The organism is Comamonas brasiliensis, from assembly GCF_018292285.1.
GTDB classification, from domain to species: Bacteria; Pseudomonadota; Gammaproteobacteria; order Burkholderiales; family Burkholderiaceae_C; genus Comamonas; species Comamonas brasiliensis.
Window position 1 is genome coordinate 40,204 of sequence record NZ_JAANES010000002.1, and the last position, 22,866, is coordinate 63,069.

At 63.3% G+C, this 22,866-nt stretch carries 18 protein-coding genes and 2 tRNA genes; 12 read left to right on the forward strand and 8 right to left on the reverse strand.

What is annotated here, in order from left to right; translation table 11 throughout:
- Positions 1-45 precede the first annotated feature (45 nt).
- The 5 genes from DJFAAGMI_RS08455 to DJFAAGMI_RS08475 all read left to right on the forward strand — a co-directional run bounded on the left by DJFAAGMI_RS08455 (position 46) and on the right by DJFAAGMI_RS08475 (position 5,685).
- Positions 46-939 (forward strand): YicC/YloC family endoribonuclease, encoded by an 894-nt coding sequence (locus tag DJFAAGMI_RS08455; protein WP_283245766.1) that lies wholly within the window; start codon positions 46-48, stop codon positions 937-939.
- Positions 940-1,000: 61 nt separating this feature from the next.
- On the forward strand, positions 1,001-1,630 hold the full coding sequence (gene gmk, locus DJFAAGMI_RS08460) for a guanylate kinase (RefSeq protein WP_043009299.1): 630 nt from the start codon (positions 1,001-1,003) through the stop codon (positions 1,628-1,630).
- An 18-nt stretch (positions 1,631-1,648) separates the two neighbouring features.
- Positions 1,649-1,852 (forward strand): DNA-directed RNA polymerase subunit omega, encoded by a 204-nt coding sequence (gene rpoZ / locus DJFAAGMI_RS08465; RefSeq protein ID WP_003052081.1) that lies wholly within the window; start codon positions 1,649-1,651, stop codon positions 1,850-1,852.
- A 104-nt stretch (positions 1,853-1,956) separates the two neighbouring features.
- A complete protein-coding gene (locus tag DJFAAGMI_RS08470) occupies positions 1,957-4,212 on the forward strand; it encodes a RelA/SpoT family protein (RefSeq protein WP_211456818.1) in 2,256 nt (751 codons plus the stop codon).
- Between the two features lie 135 nt (positions 4,213-4,347).
- On the forward strand, positions 4,348-5,685 hold the full coding sequence (locus tag DJFAAGMI_RS08475; protein ID WP_211457394.1) for a lytic murein transglycosylase: 1,338 nt from the start codon (positions 4,348-4,350) through the stop codon (positions 5,683-5,685).
- A 132-nt stretch (positions 5,686-5,817) separates the two neighbouring features.
- On the opposite strand, the gene greB is transcribed toward DJFAAGMI_RS08475, so the two are convergent.
- The 3 genes from greB to DJFAAGMI_RS08490 all read right to left on the reverse strand — a co-directional run bounded on the left by greB (position 5,818) and on the right by DJFAAGMI_RS08490 (position 6,786).
- Positions 5,818-6,384, reverse strand: coding sequence for a transcription elongation factor GreB (gene greB, locus DJFAAGMI_RS08480; protein ID WP_003052072.1), 567 nt, complete (start codon positions 6,382-6,384; stop codon positions 5,818-5,820).
- A gap of 101 nt (positions 6,385-6,485) precedes the next feature.
- A tRNA-Arg gene (locus DJFAAGMI_RS08485) sits at positions 6,486-6,562 on the reverse strand.
- Positions 6,563-6,709: 147 nt separating this feature from the next.
- Positions 6,710-6,786, reverse strand: a tRNA-Arg gene (locus tag DJFAAGMI_RS08490).
- Between the two features lie 264 nt (positions 6,787-7,050).
- Here DJFAAGMI_RS08490 and pdxR point away from each other — a divergent pair.
- The gene (gene pdxR, locus DJFAAGMI_RS08495; protein WP_211456819.1) at positions 7,051-8,574 is read left to right on the forward strand and encodes a MocR-like pyridoxine biosynthesis transcription factor PdxR; all 1,524 of its coding nucleotides are present in this window, start codon (positions 7,051-7,053) and stop codon (positions 8,572-8,574) included.
- 51 nt (positions 8,575-8,625) lie between these two features.
- Here pdxR and DJFAAGMI_RS08500 read toward each other — a convergent pair whose 3' ends face one another.
- Both DJFAAGMI_RS08500 and DJFAAGMI_RS08505 read right to left on the reverse strand, forming a co-directional pair.
- Positions 8,626-10,062: an amino acid permease gene (locus DJFAAGMI_RS08500; RefSeq protein WP_211456820.1), complete on the reverse strand. Its 1,437-nt coding sequence runs from the start codon at positions 10,060-10,062 to the stop codon at positions 8,626-8,628.
- 191 nt (positions 10,063-10,253) lie between these two features.
- The gene (locus DJFAAGMI_RS08505; protein WP_043009186.1) at positions 10,254-10,652 is read right to left on the reverse strand and encodes a nuclear transport factor 2 family protein; all 399 of its coding nucleotides are present in this window, start codon (positions 10,650-10,652) and stop codon (positions 10,254-10,256) included.
- Between the two features lie 621 nt (positions 10,653-11,273).
- Here DJFAAGMI_RS08505 and DJFAAGMI_RS08510 point away from each other — a divergent pair.
- The 4 genes from DJFAAGMI_RS08510 to DJFAAGMI_RS08525 all read left to right on the forward strand — a co-directional run bounded on the left by DJFAAGMI_RS08510 (position 11,274) and on the right by DJFAAGMI_RS08525 (position 15,996).
- On the forward strand, positions 11,274-12,695 hold the full coding sequence (locus DJFAAGMI_RS08510; protein WP_211456821.1) for an NAD(P)/FAD-dependent oxidoreductase: 1,422 nt from the start codon (positions 11,274-11,276) through the stop codon (positions 12,693-12,695).
- A 564-nt stretch (positions 12,696-13,259) separates the two neighbouring features.
- Complete coding sequence (tauA, locus tag DJFAAGMI_RS08515; RefSeq protein ID WP_211456822.1) at positions 13,260-14,267, forward strand: taurine ABC transporter substrate-binding protein; 1,008 nt, start codon at positions 13,260-13,262, stop codon at positions 14,265-14,267.
- A 66-nt stretch (positions 14,268-14,333) separates the two neighbouring features.
- Complete coding sequence (locus DJFAAGMI_RS08520) at positions 14,334-15,122, forward strand: taurine ABC transporter ATP-binding protein (protein WP_167005052.1); 789 nt, start codon at positions 14,334-14,336, stop codon at positions 15,120-15,122.
- Positions 15,115-15,996 carry an ABC transporter permease subunit gene (locus DJFAAGMI_RS08525; RefSeq protein WP_211456823.1) on the forward strand — a complete coding sequence of 294 codons (882 nt, stop codon included), beginning with the start codon at positions 15,115-15,117 and terminating at the stop codon, positions 15,994-15,996. Before DJFAAGMI_RS08520 ends, DJFAAGMI_RS08525 begins: the two co-directional genes overlap by 8 nt.
- Before the next feature lie 148 nt (positions 15,997-16,144).
- On the opposite strand, the gene DJFAAGMI_RS08530 is transcribed toward DJFAAGMI_RS08525, so the two are convergent.
- Genes DJFAAGMI_RS08530 through DJFAAGMI_RS08540 form a run of 3 tightly spaced genes read right to left on the reverse strand, consistent with a single transcriptional unit; the run spans position 16,145 to position 19,642 of the window.
- Entirely contained in the window at positions 16,145-17,845 is a 1,701-nt protein-coding gene (locus tag DJFAAGMI_RS08530; RefSeq protein WP_211456824.1) for a cobaltochelatase CobT-related protein, read from the reverse strand.
- On the reverse strand, positions 17,842-18,825 hold the full coding sequence (locus tag DJFAAGMI_RS08535) for an AAA family ATPase (protein WP_211456825.1): 984 nt from the start codon (positions 18,823-18,825) through the stop codon (positions 17,842-17,844). The genes DJFAAGMI_RS08530 and DJFAAGMI_RS08535 overlap by 4 nt, the downstream gene beginning before the upstream one ends.
- Positions 18,818-19,642: an IclR family transcriptional regulator gene (locus DJFAAGMI_RS08540; RefSeq protein ID WP_043009178.1), complete on the reverse strand. Its 825-nt coding sequence runs from the start codon at positions 19,640-19,642 to the stop codon at positions 18,818-18,820. Before DJFAAGMI_RS08540 ends, DJFAAGMI_RS08535 begins: the two co-directional genes overlap by 8 nt.
- Before the next feature lie 134 nt (positions 19,643-19,776).
- Here DJFAAGMI_RS08540 and xsc point away from each other — a divergent pair, with 134 nt between their 5' ends.
- Both xsc and DJFAAGMI_RS08550 read left to right on the forward strand, forming a co-directional pair.
- Positions 19,777-21,588 (forward strand): sulfoacetaldehyde acetyltransferase, encoded by a 1,812-nt coding sequence (xsc, locus tag DJFAAGMI_RS08545; RefSeq protein ID WP_003052049.1) that lies wholly within the window; start codon positions 19,777-19,779, stop codon positions 21,586-21,588.
- Positions 21,589-21,826: 238 nt separating this feature from the next.
- Entirely contained in the window at positions 21,827-22,792 is a 966-nt protein-coding gene (locus DJFAAGMI_RS08550) for a bifunctional enoyl-CoA hydratase/phosphate acetyltransferase (protein WP_211456826.1), read from the forward strand.
- The last annotated feature ends 74 nt before the right edge of the window (positions 22,793-22,866 follow it).

Sequence of the window (22,866 nt, forward strand, 5' to 3'; positions counted from 1 at the left end):
GGGAAATTGCAAGCATCCATCAAAAGTCCAATGCCAGTTTACAGCATGACCGGATACGCCAGTGCCCAGCACAGCGCATCCGCTGAGGGTGGTCAAGAGTCCCAGTCCAACAGCCGTCTGGGCCTTGAGATCCGCGCGGTCAATAGCCGCTTTCTGGATTTGTCCTTCCGCCTTCCCGACGAACTGCGCGCCCTTGAGCCGGCCCTTCGCTCCTTGCTCACCGCTCGCCTGAAGCGCGGCAAGGTCGAAGTGCGTGCCGCCATCGACGTCTCCAGCAACCAATCCCTTCCCCTTCCTGCCGCCTCTCAGCTGCAACGTCTGCTGAGCCTGCAGGACGCCGTCCAGGCCTGGCTGCCCAAGGCACGCGACCTGTCCGTGGCCGACGCGCTGCGTCTGTGCAGCGGCACCGGTGCAGCCACCACGGACTGGAGCGAAATCGCTCCAGCCCTGGCCGAACAGGCCATCACCGACCTGCTCGCAGCTCGTGCCCGCGAGGGCGAACGCCTGGCCGAGATGCTGCTCGACCGCATCAAGCAGCTGCGCGCACTGGCCAAGACCGCCGTGCCTCTGGTGCCGCAGCTGGTGGAGCAACAGCGCCAGAAATTTCTGGAGCGCTGGAAGGAAGCCATGGCACTGGGCGAAGGCTCGGTGGCCCCCGAGGCCGCCCAGGATCGCGCCCTGGCCGAAGCCACGGCCTTTGCCATCCGCATCGATGTGGCCGAAGAAGTCACGCGCCTGGGCTCTCACCTCGACGAAATCGAGCGTCTGCTCAAAAAGGGCGGCGACATCGGCAAGCGTCTGGACTTCCTGATTCAGGAACTGCACCGTGAAGCCAACACGCTTGGCTCCAAATCAGCCACGCTGGAGCTGACCCGCATCAGCGTCGACATGAAGGTGCTGATCGAGCAAATGCGCGAACAAGTGCAGAACATCGAGTAAGCAAGCCCTGGGCGTACTCACACCGTACGCTCGATTCATGCCCAAAGTCATGCCCAAAGTCATGGACCATCCCGGAAATCTATTTGTCGTGTCGGCACCCAGCGGTGCCGGCAAATCCTCCCTGGTACGCGCCCTGCGTGAATTCGACGCACGCGTCTACCCCTCCGTCTCTCACACCACGCGCGCGCCGCGCGGCCAGGAAAAGCATGGCCGTGAGTACTACTTCGTCTCGGACGCCGAATTCGACGCCATGGTCGCCAACAACGGCTTTGTCGAATGGGCCAATGTGCACAGCCGCCGCTACGGCACGGCCAAGAGGTCTCTGGAAGAGCGCATCCAGAGCGGCACCGATGTGCTGCTCGAGATCGACTACCAGGGTGCCCTGCAGGTCAAGCAGGCCTTTCCCAATGCCGTGCTGATCTTCATCCTGCCGCCCAGCTGGGACGAGTTGCGCGCGCGCCTGGAAAATCGCGGCGAGGATGCACCCGAAGTCATCGAGATGCGCCTGAAGAACGCCGAAGAGGAAATGGCGCAGGTCGCAAAATTCGACTTCGTTATAATCAACGAACTGTTTGAGAGTGCGCTCTTTGATCTCAAGGCGATCATTCACGCGCAACGCCTCAAATATGCGGCCCAGCGGCGCCTTCGCGCCGACACCTTCGAGTCGCTCAATATCCCTGAATCCAACTGACCGTTCCCGGAGTTCCTGATGGCACGCATTACTGTTGAAGATAGCCTGGAGCAGATCCCCAACCGCTTCCAGCTCGTTTTGGCCGCGACTTACCGCGCCCGCATGCTCAATCAAGGCCACACCCCCAAGATTGAAACCAAGAACAAGGCCAGCGTTACCGCCCTGCGTGAAATCGCAGACGGCAAGGTAGGCCTGGAAATGCTGAAGAAGGTGCCGGGTTAAGCTGTTGCATCGCAGCACCAAAACAGACAATTAAGCACCGCTCGTCGGTGCTTTTTTGTACCTATCACCTTGCACTCGGTACTTGCAGGCTACATTTAAGGAATATGACAGCGGCCCAGAACTCGACGATTGCACCTTCTTCTACGGCACCGGCCAAGCCTCAGCGCATGCCCGCTGAACAGGCTGCACGTGTGTCGGCTGCTGCTTTTGACGGGTTGATGGAGCATCTGGGCTATCTGGATGCCGACAGCGCCGAGCGCGTGCGCCAGGCCTATGTCTACGCAGATCAAGCACATACCGATCAGTGGCGCAGCAGTGGAGATCCCTATATCACCCACCCCATCGCGGTCACGGGAATCTGCGCCAACTGGAAGCTCGACGCCCCTGCCCTGATGGCAGCCCTGCTGCATGACTCCATGGAGGATTGCGGCATCACCAAGCTGGATCTGAAGGAGCGCTTCGGCGAGGACGTGGCTGAGCTGGTGGACGGGCTGACCAAGCTGGACAAGCTGCAGTTCAATACCCGCGAGGAAAACCAGGCCGAATCCTTTCGCAAGATGCTGCTGGCCATGGCGCGCGATGTGCGCGTCATCCTGATCAAGCTGGCCGACCGCACCCACAACATGCGCACCATGAGCGACATGCCGCGCAGCAAGTGGGGCCGCATCTCGTCCGAAACGCTGGAGATCTATGCGCCCATCGCGCACCGCCTGGGTCTGAACCAGACCTATCGCGAGTTGCAGGACCTGTCGTTCAAGCATCTGCATCCCTGGCGCTATGCCACGTTGGAAAAAGCCATAGGCCGCTCGCGCACGCGCCGCCGCGATCTGGTGCAGCGCGTGCAGGACGAAGTCAGCACCGCCTTTGCCACGCACAGCCTGGCGGTGCGGCTGCTGGGCCGCGAGAGCACGCTGTATTCGCTGTACCAGCGCATGCAGAAGAACCAGCTGAGCTTTGCCAAGGTCACCGACATCTACGGCTTTCGCATCATCGTCCCCAAGACGCTGGACTGCTACACGGCCCTCGGTGTGCTGCACCAGAAGTACAAGCCCATGCCGGGCCGCTTCAAGGACTACATCGCCATTGCCAAGAGCAATGGCTACCAGTCGCTGCACACCACGCTGGTCGGCCCCTCCAGCGTCAGCATCGAATTCCAGATTCGAACGGAAGAGATGAACATCGTGGCCGAGGCCGGCGTCGCGGCCCACTGGCTGTACAAGGCGCAGCAAGGTCATGACTCCGAGCATCTGTCCACCCAGTGGCTGCAGTCCCTGCTCGATATCCAGAACGAGACCCGCGACGCGGCGGAGTTCTGGGATCACGTCAAGGTCGATCTCTTTCCCGATGCCGTGTACGTGTTCACGCCCAAGAGCGAGATCATGGCCATGCCGCGCGGCGCCACGGTGGTGGACTTTGCCTACGCCATCCACAGCAAGATCGGGCACCGCACCACGGCCGCCAAGATCAATGACGAGGAAGTGCCGCTGCGCACCGAGCTCAAGAGCGGCGATGTGGTGCAGATCATTACCTCCGAAACCTCCACGCCCAATCCAGCCTGGCTGAGCTTTGTGAAAACCGGGCGCGCGCGTTCCAAGATTCGCTCCTACCTCAAGAATGCGGCCCAGACCGAAGCCGGCCAGCTCGGAGAAACGCTGCTGGCCCAGGCTTTGCGCGCCGAAGGCATTGACAGCGTGCCGTCGCAGGACGATGCCAACAAGGGCGTCTGGGACGAGATTTTGCGCATCACGGGCAACCGCACACCGGCAGACCTCATGGTCGATATCGGCATGGGTCGCCGCATCGCCTCCCTGGTAGCCGCGCGCATGACCAGCTTCATGACCAAGCAAGGCGTGCGCCCCGATGCGCTGCTCATCACACAGGAGCGCTTCAACACGCACAACCGCCCCTTCCAGGGCGCGGTCACGCTCAACGGCGACGAGAGCAGCTCGGTCTACTACTCGCACTGCTGCCGCCCTGTGCCGGGCGATCCGATTCTGGGCTACCTTGGCGGCCAGGGCCTGGTCGTGCACCACGCCCATTGCAACAATGCCATCAAGCTGCGCGAAAAGGATGCCGACCGTTTCATCACGGTGGACTGGTCCGACGACATCACACGCCTGTTCGAGGCCGGCATCGTGGTCACGGTGCAGAACAACAAGGGCGTGCTGGCCCGCGTGGCGGCCGAGCTATCGAATGCCGAAGCCGATATCGTGCGCGTCGAGATGACCGACGAAGCAGCGATCGGCACCACGGATCTGCGCTTTGTCATCTCCGTGCAGAACAGCGTGCAGCTGGAGAATGCGCTGCGCAATCTGCGTCGCCTGCATTCGGTGATCCGCGCCAGCCGCGTCATGGCCTGATACGCTGCCCGCCCGCCCGCTCGCTCAAGGCCGCCGCTGGCGGCCTTTTGCTTTGTGCCGGGCGAAAGATTTTGTTGCATTCTGCAAGCACTATCGCGCCCTGCAAGCACTCCCCGGCTGCGGCTGCAAGCGACAATCACAGCCATGCCCCAAACCGCCAATTCGCTCCTGAATGCCCGTCAGCACCTGCTGGCCACCGCCATCGCGGCAGCCCTGCTCGCAGGCTGCGCCACCCGGCCCGAACCGCCTGCGGCGGCCGCGCCCGAGCCGGCGAGTGCCGCCAAGGCAGAGCAAGCCACGGGCGAGCCGGCAGCAGCGGAAAACCCCATACAGGCCCGCAACTTCGCGCACTGGAAGCAGGAATTCGCCCCGCGTGCACGCGCTGCGGGCATTTCGGAACGCACGCTTGGCAGTGCCCTGGCCGGCGCCAAGCTGCAGCCCAGCATCGTCAGGCTCGACCGCTCCCAGCCCGAGTTCACACGCACGCCCTGGCAATACCTGGATAGCGCCGTCTCCGCACAGCGCATCAAGACCGGCAAGCTCAAGATGCAGGAACACGGCGCCAGCCTGCAGGCGGCCAGCCAGCGCTATGGCGTGCCGGCGCCGGTGATTGCAGCCATCTGGGGCATGGAAAGCAATTACGGCAGCAACTTCGGCAGCTTCTCGGCCGTGGATGCGCTGGCCACTCTGGCCTTCGACGGCCGCCGTGCCGAATGGGCACAAAAAGAGCTGATTGCCGCACTGCGCATCATCGACAACGGCGATATCGACGCCGCTCACATGATCAGCTCCTGGGCGGGCGCCATGGGCAACACCCAGTTCCTGCCCTCGGTATTCCTGCAATATGCCGTGGATGCCGACGGAGACGGCCGCCGCGACATCTGGGGCTCCATGGCCGACGTGGCCGCATCCACGGCCAACTATCTGGCCAGCGCGGGCTGGAACGCCAGCGAGCCCTGGGGGATCGAGGTGCGCCTGCCGGCCAATTTCGACTACGCGCGCGCCGAACTCGCCACGCGCCAGAACAGCCCGGCCTGGGCCGCAGAAGGCGTGCAGGCCGTGAACGGCCAGGCCTTGCCCGCCATGGCCGGCGCCAGCATCATCGCGCCGGCCGGCGCTCGCGGCCCTGCCTTCATGGTGGGCAGCAACTTCCGCGCCATCCTGCGCTACAACAACTCCACCAACTATGCGCTGGCCGTGAGCCTGCTCGCCTCACAGCTGGCAGGCAATGGCGGCGTCAGCGCCGAGTGGCCGCGCGAACTCGGCGCCCTGACGCGCGAGCAGACCAAGGCAATGCAGACCGCGCTCAGCCAGCGCGGCTTTGCCACCGGCGCCGCCGACGGCGTGATGGGTCCGGCCACCCGGGCCGGGCTGCGCCAATACCAGCAAAGCGAGGGCCTGGTGGCAGACGGCTACCCCACGCTGGAGCTGCTGCAACGCCTGCAGGCTGGCAACCCATCTCAAAAACAATAGCTTTTAGCGTTTGATGATCAACGAATTCAATACAAAAACTATCTGAAATCGTTGAATATCAAGCGAGTGCAGCTCACAAAATAAAAGCGCGGCTTCCGATGTGGAAGCCGCGCTTTTTTGCAGCTCGTGCACTCAGGAACGTGCTGCAGGCTGCGGATAGCTGACGTCCAGAATCTCCAGCATGCGCACACCGGCCGGCGTAGGCAAGGCCACCTCGTCGCCCACGCGCGCCTTGAGCAGCGCGCGCGAAACCGGGGCAATCCAGCTGACCTGGTTCTGCGCGCTGTCCGCCTCGTCAATGCCCATGATGGTGATGGTGCGCTCCACGCCCTCGTCATCGACATAGCTGACCGTGGCGCCGAAAAAGACCTGATCGCTGCCCGCATGAACGGCAGGGTCGACAACCTCGGCAATCTCCAGTCTCTTGGTGAGAAAGCGGATGCGGCGGTCTATCTCGCGCAGCCGCTTTTTGCCGTAGAGATAATCGCCGTTCTCGGAACGGTCGCCATTGCTGGCTGCCCAGTGCACGATCTCCACGATCTTGGGGCGCTCGTTGTCGATCAGGTCCAGCAGCTCGTCCTTGATGCGCTGGTAGCCCTGGGGCGTGATGTAGTTCTTGCCGCCGGCGGGCAATGGCGGCAGAGCGCCGACGTCGTCATCGTCGTCGCCGTCCGATTCTTTGGTGAAAGCCTTGCTCATGAGGCCGATCTTCACACAGATCCGTGCCTGCCTTGGCCAGCCTCTGTCAAAGTCCGGAAACGAAAAAGCCTCAGAACCTTGCAGTTCTGAGGCTTGTCGTTTGGTGCGGCTGGCAGGAATCGAACCCACGACCCCTTGGTTCGTAGCCAAGTACTCTATCCAGCTGAGCTACAGCCGCTAAGCCTCGGATTATATACAGATTTTGGAGTCGCTCGGTGAAAACCCGGATTTTTCTTCAAAGACATCCAGCACCGGCAATCCTGCCGCCAAAGGCAAGGCAGAAACGAAAAAGCCTCAGAACCTTTCAGTTCTGAGGCTTGTCGTTTGGTGCGGCTGGCAGGAATCGAACCCACGACCCCTTGGTTCGTAGCCAAGTACTCTATCCAGCTGAGCTACAGCCGCTAAGCCTCGAATTGTATACTTATTTTCAGGCCCGCAGAAAAGTCTTCCAGAAATTTCAGATCCCGCGCCCTGCCTCTGGGCTGCAACCACATGAAAAGCCTGATTCCAAGCACATGCATATGCGCTAATCTTGAGCGCTGAAGCCGGGTGCCAGCAAGCTGCTGGCGGCCCCTGCGATGCCGCGTTCATGGGCCCGAAGAACCAGACCCCGCGCATCAGGGCAACCGGTCGCCGCGCGCTGCGGCAGTGCATTCAGAGCCATCAATGACGACAGACAGACAACCGGCCTCGCCTTCCATTCCTCCATCCGTGGCCATGTGGGAGCAGCTGTTTCGCCGCAGTGCCAGGCCCTCTCTGAGCCTTCAGGGTCAGATTCGCGAAATGCTGGTCGATGCCATCCTGAGCGGCATCCTCGCGCCTGGCGACGCCGTTCCATCGAGTCGCGAGCTGGCCAAGCTGCTGGGCGTGGGTCGCATCACCGTGGTCATGGCCTACCAGCAGCTGACCGAGGAGGCCTTCCTGCTGAGCCGCGAGAGAAAAGGCCATTTCATCCATCCCGACGTGCTGCAGGGCCGCACGGCCGAACGCACACCGGGCAGCGGCAGGAGCACGGACGCCGAGGCGCATACCGACTGGTCGCGCCGCCTGTGGCTGCGCCCCAGCCTGCAGCGCAGCATCGTCAAGGAAGACGACTGGCAGCGGTTCCCCTATCCGTTTCTCTACGGCCAGTTCGACAAGGACTTGTTTCCCACGGCCGCCTGGCGCGAGTGCTGCCTCAAGTCCCTGGGCGTGCTGGACATCCGCATGTGGGCGCCCGATCACATCACGCGCGACGACGACAGCCTCATCCAGCAGGTACAGACCAAGATCCTGCCGCGCCGCGGCGTCTGGGCCTCGCCCGACGAGATCATCATCACCGTCGGCGCCCAGCATGCGCTGTACATGGTGGCCGATCTGCTGATGCGCGAAGGCACCTGCGTCGGCATCGAGGACCCCTGCTACCCCGATGCGCGCAATATCTTCAGCAGCCGCACCTCGCAGGTCATTCCGATCGGCGTGGATGGCGATGGACTGCCCATCGTCCCGGCCATGCGCAAGCTAGAGTACCTCTACGTCACGCCCAGCCACCAGTGCCCCACCGGTGTGACCATGCCGCTGGAGCGGCGCGAAGCCTTGCTGGAAGCCGCACAAAAGCACGATCTCATCATCATCGAGGACGACTACGAAAGCGAAAGCAGCTTCGATGAACAGCCCATCCCGGCGCTCAAGAGCCTGGACCGCAACAACCGCGTGATCTATATCGGCAGCCTCTCCAAATGCCTGGCACCGGGCCTGCGTGTGGGCTATATCGTGGCTCCGCCCGAGCTGATCAAGGAACTGCGCGCGCTGCGCCGTCTCATGATCCGCCACCCCTCCACTTTCATTCAGCGCACATTGGCCATGTTCATCTCGCTGGGTCATTACGAGGCCCAGCTGCGCCGCCTCGGCCAGGCCCAGAAGGAGCGTCATGCCGAGCTGACGGCGGCCATGGCCCGTCACCTGCCGCAGTGCCGCATCACCCCCGTGCGCGGCGGCGGCTCATGCTGGGTGCAGCTGCCGGACCACATACCCGCCCAGGCACTGGCGCGCCAGGCTGCCGAGCAAGGGGTGCTGATCGAGCCCGGCGATGTGTTCTTCACTTCCCCCCGCAACACGGGCAACTTCATCCGCCTGGGCTACCAGTCCATTCCTGCGGCACAGATCGCCCAGGGCATCCAGGCCCTGGCGCAAGCCATGCAGCGCATGTAGGAATGCAAAAAGCCCCGGCCTTGCGGTCCGGGGCTTTGCTTGATGAAAGTCTCAGTTCTTGCGCAGCTTGGGCGGCGCCAGCTCGTCGAGCAGGTTCTCGGGATTCATCCCGCGCCGCAGCACCTGGCGCACGCCATAGGCAATCAGCAGGATGCACAGACTGGCCACTCCCAGTGCCAGCGGCGTGCGCTGCTCGGGAATAAAGCCCATGGCCACCACGATGGACAGCATGCCCGCAATCGCCAGCCAGGTCAGGTAAGGAAAGCACCACATGCGCACCTTGAGCAGATGCGGCGCTTCGCGCTCCAGACGCGAGCGCAGGCGCAGCTGGGAGATCGCAATCAGGATGTAGACAAAGATGGCCACCGTGCCGTAGGAGTTCACGAGAAAGGCGAACACCTTGTCGGGAGACAGGTAGGACATGACGATGGCGCCGTAGCCAAACAAGGTGGCCACCAGGATGGCGTACACGGGCACGCCGTTGCGGCTGACCTGGGCCAGCACCTTGGGCGCATCGCCGCGTCGCGTCAGCGCAAACAGCATGCGCGAAGAGGCATAAAGCCCGGAGTTGAGTGCCGACAGCACGGCCGTAAGCACCACGGCATTCATGATCTGGGCCGCCGCCGGCACGCCCATGGCATCGAGAGCGCTGACATAGGGCGTGGACATGCCGATGGAGTTCCATGGCACCAGGCAGGCCACCAGCAGCACCGATCCCACATAGAACACCAGCACGCGCAGAATGACCGAATTCGTGGCCTTGGCCACGGCCTTCTGGGGCTCGGCGGTCTCGGCGGCCGCAATCGTCACGATCTCCGCACCGAAATAGAAGCCGGTCGCGGCCACGGCCCCCGTGAGCACCGGAACAATGCCGTTGGGCATGAAGCCGCCGTTCTGGCTCAGATTGGCGACATGCATTCCGCCGCCTCCCGGTGTCAGGCCCAGCACATAGACGCCGGCGATGAACAGAAACACCACGATGGCGGCCACCTTCACGGAGGCCAGCCAGAACTCGCACTCGCCAAAGGATTTGACCGAAACCAGATTGGTCAGCGTCATCATGACCAGCAGGACCAGACTGATGCTCCAGGCCGGCACGTCGGGCAGCCAGTAGCGCACCAGCTCGGCGCCCGCCACCGCTTCGATGGCCACGACGATGACCCAGAAATACCAGTACATCCAGCCCGTCAGAAACCCCGCCAGCTGCCCCACGGCAGGCCGGTCGCGCCAGGCTTCGCGGGCGTACTCGTAAAACGAGCCGCCTGTCATGGAGCAGGCCATCTCGCCCAGCATGCGCATCACCAGCACCACCAGCAGGCCGGTGATCAGAAAAGAGATGACGGCTGCCGGTCCGGCCGACTTGATGACCACGCCGCTGCCGACGAACAGCCCGGCACCGATGACGCCGCCCAGGGCAATCATGGTCATGTGCCGCTGTTTGAGGCTGTGCGACAGCCCGTCCGGCGACGAATGCGGATTTCCAATCATTTTTGTCTCCTGTCTTGCCGGCATGGGAATACCGGTCGCCACGGCTTTATGTATCGGGTCGTGCCTTGCTGCTCATGCAGGCCGTTGCCGTGGTCGTTCAGTTATCTGCTTGAAAATTGTCGTGTGAAGCCCTGCGTGCAGCGCTCCTCCTGCCGTAAAGCAAGAATGCGCGCACGCCGGCCTCGCGCGTGTCAGGAAAGCGCTACCGGTGGACGGTCCTTGCGGTAGGCGTTCTTGACGGCGATCTTGCCGTCGCGGAAGGTGAAGACATCGACCATGCGAGCTTCCACACGCAGGCCGTCGGCCTTGGTGCCCTTGAAGGTGCTTTCCGAAACGCCGCGCGCTCCCTGGACAAAATGCTCTCCATCCACCCAGGCGGCATCGGGGAAGGCCTGCCAGGCCAGCTGAAAGCCTTCGCGCACGGCTTCACGGCCCACAAAGCTGCGGCCCATCAGATCGGGGCCGGCTACGGCATGGAACTCGCATTCATCGGCCATGAAGTCCATCAGTGCATCGATGTCATGGCGATTCCACGCCTCGGAAAAACGCGCCAGGAACTGGACATCGGGTTGGGATTCTTGCTTGCTCATAGGTTCTCCAGATTGCTGTCATTTCTTGGGTTCCGGCCCTTGCAGAAGCGGCCGCCCGGGATCGAAAAATGCCTGAAATTCCGATGGCTCATCGTAGGTAGCACCGGCTCCGGCTCGTAGAACCAGTTACCGGCAATCGTTAAGTCCAAGGACTTGGCGCCTCACGGCGCTGGGTCATCGAGAAACGACGGCAGCGCGTGCGGCAGCTGCCCCGAAAGAGCCCGTTTCTCCTCTGGGCGCGGCGCTCTGCTGCTGCGCTTGCGGATGCAGGCCCAAGCCATGCGCAAGTGCTTCCGCTCCCGCTTCAGTTAGGTGAAAACGATAGGAGAACACCGGCGGGCACTGCAGGGGTATCTCGGTCGGCTGCGCGAAAGCGGGCAGCCCGAAGATCCGCCTGCCGTCCTGCCAAGGCGCCCGGGCCTCGGGGCCGCCTGAGCCGTCGGTGCGCTGGCTCCATCAAAACCTGCGCCGTGGCCCTAACCAGCCGCGCAAGGGGCTGGCTATGCTGCTCTGGACACCGCAAGCAGTGGCCTGCAACGGCATCTGCATTGACTTTGCGTCCATCCATTCCATAGCCATAGAACGCCGCTTCAAACGCAGCCACACCAGGAGACGATTGCCATGAAAGCCGAGGACATCCGCCCCAGCCACCTGAATCCGTACGACCCGCAATACGACCCTCTGGTTGCGAGAAATCCCGGACATGGCGCTGGCTACGCTCCGACCTACTGGGTGGGGACGGCAGGCCGGCCGCCCGACGACGACGGTCCGGTTTGCGGCGACATGGAAGCCGATGTGGTCATCGTCGGCTCGGGCTTCACGGGTCTGTCCACCGCCCTGTTTCTTGCCCGCGAGCACGGCATCCGCGCGGTGGTTCTCGAAGCCAACCAGAGCGCCTGGGGCTGCACCAGCCGCAATGGCGGCCAGGGCCAGAATGCCAGTGGCCGCCTCTATCGCTCGCAATGGATAGAGCGCTGGGGCAAGGACGTGGCCCTGAAGCTGGATGCGGAAATCCGTGAAGGCTTCGACACCTTCAAGAACCTGGTTGCCGAGTTTCCCGAATGCGAACCACAGCCGGGAGGGCATCTGTACATCGCCCACCGAGACAGAAAAATGGATTTTCTGCGCAACGAGACCCGCGTCATGCGCGAAGTCTTCGGCTATGACGCCCGCATACTCAGCGTCGACGCCGTGCGCCGCGATTATGTCGACGACGCCGACTGCCGTGGCGCGATGCACGAGCCCGACGGCATTGGCGTGCATCCGCTCAAGCTGGCGTTCGGCTATCTGCGCAAGGCCCGCGAGCTGGGAGTGAAGGTGCACCCGGCCAGCCCCGTGCTGGGCATGGAGACACGCAACGGCGTGCACTACCTGCGGACACCGGGCGGCACGGTCAAGGCACGCGCCGTCGGCTTTGCCACTGGCGGCTACACCAGCAACGGCCTGCATCCCAGCCTGCGCTCGAAGATCATGCCGATTCTCTCGAACTCCCTGGTCACCCGGCCCCTGACGGAAGAAGAGCTGGAAGCCACCAACTTCAAGACCACGCAGGTCATCACCGACACCCGCACCCTGCGCTTTTACTACCGCAAGCTGCCCGACAACCGCGTGCAGATCGGCAGCCGCAGCTCGATCACCGGCGCCGATGCGCCCAATCCTGTCCATATGGCCAAGCTGGTCGAGGGACTGCACCACAAGTTCCCGGCCCTCAGAGGAATCCAGGTGGACTACTCCTGGTGGGGCTGGGTCGATGTGAGCCACGACATGATGCCGCGCATCACCCAGCCCGATCCCGGAGAAAGCGTCTTCTATGCGGTCGGCTATGGCGGCAACGGCGTGTCGTTTTCCGCGCACGCGGGCCGGCGCATGGCGCAGCGCATCGCAGGCCAGAAGATCAAGGCTTTCGAGTTGCCAATCTACAACTCATCGCTCGAATATCCGAATGTGTTCAATATGGTGCGCTCGGAGGCCTTTGCACCATTTCGCCGCATGGGCCAGCGCTTTCTCTACCACTGGTATCACATGAACGACGAGAAGAACTGACCCTTCCAACCACCGTCCGGCCGCACACAACGAAGAGCACCTTCCACCAGAAGGTGCTTTTTTCATGCTGTCCACGGATGCGGTGCAGTGCCCCCTCGTGTGCCCCCCGCCACAGGAAAAATCCGCCTCTCTGGCATGCATATTGCGCAAGCCTTCATGCCTTCCGGACAGCCCGATTCTCGCGCGTCTGTCTGCGATCAGTGAATACACCTAAGCCCATGCAGACGCCGAAAAAACGCCTTCCACCAGGACCGAGATATCCCGCGCAAGCCGCGCCCTGCAAGGCTTTGCAATGCACGGTCGCGGTGCACGCCGGCCCATGCTGCGCGCACCATCCGGGACCGTGTGCGACTGGACCTAACGATTCACATCAACTGGCCCTACTGGCTGCGCAAGGTTGCTCACTACGATCCGCTCAGAAAGCTCTTTGAGCCTCGCGATGCGGCTTTCAACCGGTTCAGCCAGAAGCGGGAATGGGAAAGCAAGTCAGCAAGAGTGAGCACAGCAAGGGTTCTCTGGTCGAAGTCTTCAACCGATATCGCTCTAACCATGGAGAAATTGGCAATGAAAATGCAAAAACGATGGGTGCTGAAAGCGGGTGTCGCAGCAGCCGCACTGGCGATGACCGGCTTCGCGCTGGCGCAGCAGAAAACCGTGACCTTCGCCAACCAGGACATGCTGGTGCCTCTGCGCCTGGTGATGGAATCGGGCGAGTTGGAAAAGGAGACGGGCTACAAGATCAACTGGCGCATGTTCTCGGGCGGCGGCGACGTGATACGGGCGATGGCCTCGGGCGACGTGCAGATGGGAGAGGTGGGCTCCAGCCCGCTGACCGCTGCCGCTAGCCAGGGGCAGGACATCAAGCTGCTCTGGATCTCTGCGGATATCGCCGGTGCCGAGGCCCTGGTGGCACGCGACGGCGGCGGCATCAGCAATTTCAAGAGCATGGAGGGCAAGCGCATAGGCGTGCCGTTCGTCTCCACCGCGCACTACCAGCTGGTCGCGGCCCTGGGCAAGGAGGGCGTTGACGCGCGCAAGGTCAACATCATGAACATGCGCCCGCCAGAAATTGCCGCGGCCTGGGAACGCGGCGATATCGATGCAACCTTTGTCTGGGATCCGGTGCTGGCCAAGGTCAAGCAAAAGGGCAAGGTGATTGCGACCTCCGGCTCCATTGCGCAGATGGGCTATCCGACCTTCGAGGGCATTGCCGTGAGCAGCAAGTTCGCCCAGGAAAATCCCCAGTTCATGGTGGCGTTCATCAAGGCCCTGAATCGGGCCAGTACCCAGGTGCGCGACAACCTGGCCAGGTGGACTCCGGACTCGCCCGAGATCAAGGCGATTGCCAAATGGAGCAAGGCCGACCCCAAGGACGTGCCCGCAGCCATGGCGCTTTACCGCTTTCCCAGCGCCGAGGAGCAGCTTGGCGCGCAATGGCTGGAAGGCGGCGCGGCCAAGGCAATGACCAATACCGCAACGTTTCTGAAGTCGCAGGGACGAATCCAGGAGGTCAAGCCCGACTACGCCGCGTACGTGACCAGCAGCTATGTCAAGCAGGCGCTCGGCCGCTGACTGCCCGCCCACGACGGCCAGCCCCGTCGTGGCTCCCCGCTTTGTTTCACCTAGGAGGGCAATGTCATGCCGACTCTGGATATACGCGACCTGACCGTCAATTACGAGGTCAAGGGCGGACACTTGCAGGCCCTGGCGCCCGTCAACCTGACCATGCATGAAGGCGACTTCGTCGTCGCTCTGGGGGCATCCGGCTGCGGCAAGACCACGCTGCTCAACTGCATGGCAGGTTTTCTGGCACCTTCCAGCGGCCAGATCCTGCTGGACGGCAAGCCCATTCAGGGCCCCGGCGCCAATCAAGGTGTGGTGTTTCAAAAGCATGCGCTGATGCCATGGCTCAATGTGGTCGACAACGTCGCACTGGGATTGCGCATGCGCGGCATGGACCTGAAGCAGCGCACGCAAATCGCCGAAGAGAAACTGGGCCTCGTCGGCTTGCAGAACTACGCCAGGCGTGCCGTCTATGAACTTTCTGGCGGCATGCAGCAACGTGTCGGCATTGCCCGTGCGCTGGCCAACGACCCCGCACTGCTGCTGATGGACGAACCCATGGGCGCGCTGGATGCCTTCACGCGCGAGCAGGTTCAGGAAATCCTGCTGCGTGTCTGGCATGCCACCCACAAGATGGTGTTCTTCATCACCCATTCGGTCGAGGAGGCGCTGTTTCTGGCCAGCCGGCTGATCGTCATGAGCCCCAGCCCGGGCCGCATCTCCCATGTCTATGACGACATGCCGTTCTGCCATGAGTTTCTGCGCACCGGCGATGCGCGCGCCGTCAAGTCGCGCCCCGACTTCATCAGGATGCGCGAAGAAGTTCTGAGTCTGATTCACCACCGGGAGCCTGCCAATGTCTGAAGCAGTCCAAATCAACCATCTGCCCGCCACCACCGCGCGCGTGCAGCCCAAGCCTCCTGCGCCGCAGGCGTCGGGACCGGTGAAGACCAGTCGCTTCAAGACCCCTGGCGAAGGCTCCAGCCTCGGCATCAGCATCGTCACCGTGGCCCTGCTGCTGGCACTGTGGTTCGCCGCCACCAATCTCGGCTGGATCAAGCCCTTGTTCCTGCCCAGCCCGCAGGCGGTGTTCCAGCAGTTCTATGAATACCTGACCGGGCAGGCCAACGACAAGCCGCTGTGGCAGCATTTCTCGGCAAGTCTGCTGCGCGTGACCGTGGCGTTCTGGCTGGCCTTCATGATTGCGGTTCCGCTGGGCATTGCGATGGGTATGTCACGCATCGCACGCGGCATCTTCGACCCCCCCATCGAGTTCTACCGCCCCCTGCCGCCACTGGCCTATCTGCCGCTGATCATCATCTGGTTCGGCATCGATGAAACGCCGAAGATTCTGCTGATCTTCCTGAGCTGCTTTGCCCCCTTGGCCCTGGCGGCCCGCTCGGGCATGCGCAGCGCAGCACAGGAGCAGATCAATGCCGCCTATTCGATGGGAGCAAGCTACTTCCAGGTGATCCGCCATGTGATCTTGCCGGCGGCCCTGCCCGACATTCTGGTGGGCATGCGCATTGCCATCGGCTTTGGCTGGACGACTCTGGTTGCCGCCGAAATGGTGGCGGCGAACGTGGGTCTGGGCCAGATGGTGCTCAACGCCTCGAACTTCCTGCGCACCGACATCGTGATCATGGGCATCATCGTCATCGGCTTGATCGCCTATGTGTTCGACCTGTTCATGCGCTGGGTCGAAAAGCGCCTGGTTCCATGGAAGGGACGCATGTAAGTCCGGCCGATTCCCCGGCGGCGATGACTCCGGAAAACAGAAAAGCGGGCTGGCATTGCGCCTTCCCGCTTTTCTGTTTTCCGTTGTTTCGGCTGCTCGCCTGAGCTTGCCCGGCCTTGCGCGATACCTCTCGCACGCGCCACCTCGGTCATCGCCGGCACAGCATCTCGGCCACCGAAAACAGCAAGGCCTCGTCGATGTCGTGCTGCAGATCGACGGCAAGCCTTTGACGGTAGAAGACTCCCAGATCCAGCCCGACGCCCAGGGCGCAGACCTTCACGCCACCCATGCGTTCCTGGGCGGCAAGCACCTGCCGCAGGTGCTGATCCAGATAATGCTCGTCATTGGCTTGATGGGTCGCCGTGTCCATGGGACAGCCATCGGAGACCACAAGCAGGATGCGACGCTGCGCGGTCTTGGCACGCAGCCTCTGGCACGCCCATTCCACGGCCTCGCCGTCGATGCCTTCACGAAAGATGTCGGGCTTGCGCAGCGCCGCAATGCCGTGCCGGGCATGACGCCAGGGCTTGGCCCCGTCCTTGAAGACAATGTGCAGGCGCTCGTTGAGACGCCCCGGAAACTGGGGCTGGCCGGCGCGCTGCCAGCGGCGGCGCGTTCTGCCGCCATTCCAGGCCTGCGTGGAAAACCCCAGTATCTCCACGCTCGCTCCGGCCATCTCCAGCGACCGCCCCAGCACATCGAGCAATAGCGACAGGGGCCTGGCAAAGGTTTTCATGGAGCCCGAGCAGTCCATGAGAATGGTGACAGCGGTCTCGTTGACGGGACGCTGCATCTCGTCCTTGAAAATCGCGCGCTGCTGCGGGTCCGTCACCAACTGGGACAGGCGGCTGCCGTCCAGATGCCCCTCTTCCAGCCCGAAGTTCCAGCCATTGCGCTGCGTGCTGGCCAGGCGCTGTTGCAGATAGCGCGCCAGCCGCCCGGCCTGCTGCAATCCCGAACGCGCCAGCTCCTCGTCCATCTGCTCCCGGAACTGGGCCAGTTGCAGCGCACGGATCAGCTCAGCGGCCTGCACATCCCTATCGAACTCGCGCGTGAAGACCCGGTAGCTTTGCGCGGTTCCGGCCCAGGCCCGGCTGTCGCCGCTTTGCGCCACGGGCATGCCGTCCTGACTCTGGGATTCAAAGTGCAGAGGCAGGGCAAAACTGCTGCGCCGCCTGGGGCCGCCGGCACCGCGCGGTGCATCCTCCTGCGCCGCACGCACCGCCATGCCGACCCAGCGGCTGACGGCCAGGGCAGGCTCGACAAACTGCTGCTGCCGGTCTCTGAAGCGCCGCAGCCGATTCCAGTGCCGGCCCAGCGGGGAAGCCATGGACATCCGCGTGGACTCCACCAGATCGGCCATGCGCTCCGGTATCTCGTGTCCGGTCAACCGGCTCCAGGCCGTGACGGCCACCGCGAACAGCAAGATGCCCAGACTGCTTTCCGTGAGGCCGGAATCCACGAATGCCTGGCACCAGTTCACAAAGCGCTGGCGCATGTTCTCGCGCGCTCCGGGCCAGGCCTCGGGCACCAGACTCTCCACGCGCAACTGCTCCAGCAGCTCGAACACCATGCGCTCCACCGGGTCCTGTGGCAGATGCGCCTGAAACAGGGCCTGGTCGCTCCACTGCAGACGCAGCCCCAGGCTGTCGAGCAGGCCGCGCTGATCCGTCTGCTGCACCGGCACCTGACTATGGTGGGCCGCCGCCTGTGGTATGGGCGTGGTGCCGCGGTACAGCGTCTGCCCGCTCCATTGCAGGCTGGCGTCGCCGGTGACCGCGCGCAGCATGGCGCCGCCCCAGGCCTCCATGCAAGACAACGAGGCAGGGCCGGAGGTCTCGGTGCTCATGCCAGCAACGCCAGTGCTGGTTCTTCAGGCTGCGCCAGCTCCTGGGCGAAGCAGCGCTGGAAATACTCGCGCACGATGGCGCGCTCGGCAGGCTCGCATTTGTTGAGGAACGACAGCTCGAAGGCCAGCTTCAGGTCGTGGAAGATGACGATGTTCTCGGCCCAGCTAATCACCGTACGCGGAGACATCAGCAAGGACAGATCGCCCACCGCAAAGCCCTTGCGCGTCAGCCCGGCCAGCGCCACCATGGCGTCCACCTTGCGGCACCCGTCGGCCGTGGCCAGCTCCGGCACGCGCGCCAGCACGATGGCCGCTTCCTCAGCCGGGGGCAGATAGTTCAGGCTGGTGACCAGATTCCAGCGATCGAGCTGGGCATGGTTGAGCTGCTGGGTGCCGTGATAGAGCCCGTTGAGATTGCCCTGGCCCAGGGTGTTCATGGTGGCAAACAGCCGAAAGCAGGGATGCGGCTCAATCACCCGCTTCTGATCGAGCAGGGTAAAGCTGCCCTCACGCTCCAGAACCCGCTGGATGACGAACATCACGTCGGGGCGTCCGGCGTCGTACTCGTCAAACACCATGGCCACGGGCCGCTGCAGCGCCCAGGGCAGGATGCCTTCCTGGAACTGGGTCACCTGCTTGCCATCCTGCAGCACGATGCTGTCCTTGCCCACCAGATCCAGGCGGCTGATATGACCGTCCAGATTCACGCGCACGCAGGGCCAGTTCAGCCTCGCCGCCACCTGCTCTATATGTGTGGATTTTCCCGTGCCGTGCAGGCCCTGAATGACGACGCGCCGGTTGTGCGAGAAGCCCGCCATAATGGCTTGCGTCACCTGCGGATTCAGGCGGTAGGCCTTGTCAATGGCGGGAACATGCTCGCTGCGCTCGGCAAAAGCCGGCACGGTCATGTCCGTGTCGATGCCAAATACATCGCGCACGCTGACGGTACGGGTAGGCTGCAGCAGGCTCAGGTCAGTCATCATCGGCTTCCGGTGGAACGTCATCGTTAATGCGGGCGATCGCCGCAACGGCCGCCTGCAGCTTTGGGAGAAAGGACAAGGCCTTCTCCTTGGAAAAACGCATGATGGGAGCCTGCACGGCAAGCCCCATATTGGAGTTGCCCTGGGGTGCGGGCACCAGCACGCCAAGGCACAGCAGCCCGGGCAGGAACTCCTCGTTGTCGAAGGCATAGCCCTGCGCCCGCACCTGATCGAGCTCCTGGTCCAGCGCCTCGAAGGTCGTCAGCGTGTTGCCGGTGAACGTTTCCAGCGGCACATTGGCCAGCAGCCGGCGGCGCTGGGCGGGCGACATCTGGCTCAGGAACAGCTTGCCCGTGGCCGAACAGTGCGCGGGAACGCGCGAGCCCGGGTGCAGATAAAAGCGCAGCGGTGCCGGCGTCTCCACGCGGTCCAGATACAGGACCTCGCTGCCCGAGAAAGCCGTGATGTTGCAGCTCTCGCCGAGCTCGCGTACCAGCTGGGTCAGCACCGCATGGCGCGCGCCATGCGTGGTGTTGTTGAGCAACACGTTCTCTGCCAGCCGCATCAGCCGCTGGCCCGTGCCGTAGTGGCGACCGTTGCCATCTCTTTGCAGGATTCCGGCGCCCTCCAGCTGCGCAAGCATGCGGTGCATGGTGGGCTTGGGCAACCCTGTCTCTTCCACCATGGTTTGCAAGGTGAAGGGCTGGCTCTTCTGCGCCACGGCTTCTAGCAGCGCGAACAAACGCAGATTGGGCGTGTCTCCGTCCAGGCGAGCCGAGGGGGTTTCTTCGCTGTGCTTCATATCGTTGTCGATCATATTAATTTCCATTTTTCGAGTCAATTTATTCCATAAAAAGAAATTTATTTGCACGAAAACAAAAAAATGCCATAGACTGACATCGTTATTTCTTTTTTCGGAACCATAGGTTTCAAATTTTCAAGGAGACAGACATGGCTGCAACGGACAATCGTAAAGTGGTTGAAGGCGTTCACAAGATGACCCCTTCGGAAGCATTCGTGGAAACCTGCGTCGCCAATGGCGTCAGCGAGATGTTCGGCATCATGGGTTCCGCCTTCATGGATGCCATGGACATCTTCGCCCCCGCAGGCATTCGCCTGATCCCGGTGGTGCATGAGCAAGGTGCGGCCCATATGGCCGACGGCTATGCCCGCGTCTCGGGTCGCCACGGCGTGGTCATCGGCCAGAACGGCCCCGGCATCAGCAACTGCGTGACCGGGATTGCCGCAGCCTACTGGGCGCACAGCCCGGTGGTGATCGTGACCCCCGAGACAGGCACCATGGGCATGGGCCTGGGCGGCTTCCAGGAAGCCAATCAGCTGCCCATGTTCCAGGAGTTCACCAAGTACCAGGGCCATGTCTGCAACCCCAAGCGCATGGCCGAGTTCACGGGCCGCGTCTTCGACCGCGCCATGTCCGAGATGGGCCCGACCCAGCTCAATATTCCGCGTGACTACTTCTACGGCGAGATCGAGTGCGAAATCCCCAAGCCCATGCGCGTGGACCGCGGCCATGGCGGCGAGGCCAGCCTGCAGGCCGCCGTGGAGCTGCTCAAGACTGCCAAGTTCCCGGTGATCCTGGCCGGCGGCGGCGTGGTCATGGGCGATGCCGTGGAGGAAGCCAGGCAGCTGGCCGAGCGCCTGGGCGCTCCCGTGGCCACGGGCTATCTGCGCAACGACGCCTTCCCCGCCAAGCACCCGCTGTGGGCCGGCCCTCTGGGCTACCAGGGCTCCAAGGCCGCCATGAAGCTGATCGCCCAGGCCGACGTGGTGATTGCGCTGGGCTCGCGCATGGGTCCCTTCGGCACCCTGCCCCAGCATGGCATGGACTACTGGCCCAAGACGGCCAAGATCATCCAGATCGAGGCCGATCACACCAACCTGGGCCTGGTCAAGAAGATCGCCGTGGGCATCAACGGCGATGCCAAGGCCGTGGCGGCCGAGCTGAGCAGGCGCCTGGCCGATGTGACGCTGGGCTGTGACGCCACCAAGGCAGCGCGCGCCGACACCATCGCCACGGAAAAGGCCGCCTGGGAGAAGGAGCTCGACGGCTGGACCCACGAGCGCGACCCCTACAGCCTGGACATGATCGAAGAGGCCAAGGGCGAACGCACGCCGACCGGCGGCAGCTATCTGCATCCCCGCCAGGTGCTGCGGGAGCTCGAAAAAGCCATGCCGGCGCGCGTCATGGTGTCCACCGACATCGGCAACATCAATTCGGTGGCCAACAGCTATCTGCGCTTCGACGAGCCGCGCAGCTTCTTCGCTCCCATGAGCTTCGGCAACTGCGGCTATGCCCTGCCCACCATCATCGGAGCCAAGTGCGCAGCACCCGATCGCCCGGCCATCGCCTATGCAGGTGACGGTGCCTGGGGCATGAGCATGATGGAAATCATGACTGCCGTGCGCCACGACATCCCCGTGACCGCCGTGGTGTTCCACAACCGCCAGTGGGGGGCGGAAAAGAAGAACCAGGTGGACTTCTACAACCGCCGCTTCGTGGCGGGCGAGCTGGAGAGCGAAAGCTTCTCCGACATCGCCAAGGCCATGGGTGCCGAAGGCATCGTGGTGGACCACATCGAGGACGTGGGCCCGGCACTGCAAAAAGCCATCGACATGCAGATGAAGGAAGGCAAGACCTGCGTGATCGAGATCATGTGCACCCGCGAACTTGGCGATCCCTTCCGCCGCGACGCCTTGTCCAAGCCCGTGCGCATGCTGGACAAGTACAAAGACTTTGTCTGACGCCGTCTGACACCCCCTGAGGCGCTGCGCGCCTTCCCCCTCTCTACCCGCTGCGCGGGGGAGGGGGACGACACCCTCGGCGCGGGGCGGCGCGGCCGGCATAGGCCCTTCCTCGGTGTCCCTTGGTCGGGCCGCGCCGGTTTCATGCGCCCCGGGTAAAGCGCAAGACCCTCGAAAGCCGACTCCCAGACCCCTGCGTTGCTCGCGCCGGGCCTTGTACTTCCCCGCAGGAGCTTTCATGACTCCCCTACTCTCCCTTGCCGTGGCCGCCGACGATGCGCCCGCCACGCCGCGTCCCCATCTCCAGCAATTGATCGACCAAGCCCGGGCCTGCGGCCCGATTCCCGTGGCCGTGGCCTACCCCTGCGACGCCAGCTCTTTGCAGGCGGCCATGCAGGCGGCGGAAGCCGGCCTGATCAAGCCCCTGCTGGTGGGCCCGCGCCAGCGCATCGAGGCTGCGGCTCGCTCTGCCGGTCTGGATCTGTCTGCCGCCGAGATCCACGCCACGGCGGACGACTCCCGCATCGCTGCCGCCCAGGCCGCAGCCCTGTGCCGCGATGGCCAGGCCCGGGCTCTGATGAAGGGCAGCCTGCACAGCGACGATCTGCTCGGAGCGGCCGTGGCGCGCGAAGCCGACCTGCGCGGCAGCCGCCGGGCCAGCCATGTATTCATCATGGACATCCCCGGCTATGACCGCCCGCTGCTGATGACCGACTGCGTGGTCAACATCTTTCCCAGCCTGATGGAAAAGCGCGACATCGCCCAGAACGCTGTCGATCTGGCGCAGGCCATCGGCATAGTCCAGCCGCGCGTGGCCCTGCTGTCGGCAGTGGAAACCGTCAACCCTGCCATTCCCGGCACCATCGATGCGGCAGCCCTGTGCAAGATGGCCGACCGCGGCCAGATCACGGGCGGCATCTTTGACGGCCCGCTGGCTTACGACAACGCCATCTCACTACATTCGGCGCACAACAAGGGCATAGTCTCCGATGTCGCAGGCCGTCCCGATGTGCTGCTGGCACCCAACCTCGAAGCTGGAAACATGATCTACAAGCAGCTGGTCTACATGGCCAACGCTGAATGCGCGGGCCTGGTGCTGGGCATGCGCGTGCCCATCGTGCTGACCAGCCGCTCCGATTCGGTGGCCAGCCGCATCGCCTCCTGCGCCCTGGCCGTGCTGGCCAGTGCAGGGATGCAGGCATAGAGCAAGACCTGATAAAGGTCCGGCCGGACACTGCGGTGGCCGGGCCTTTCTGTCAAACGCCTGTCTCCCACAGA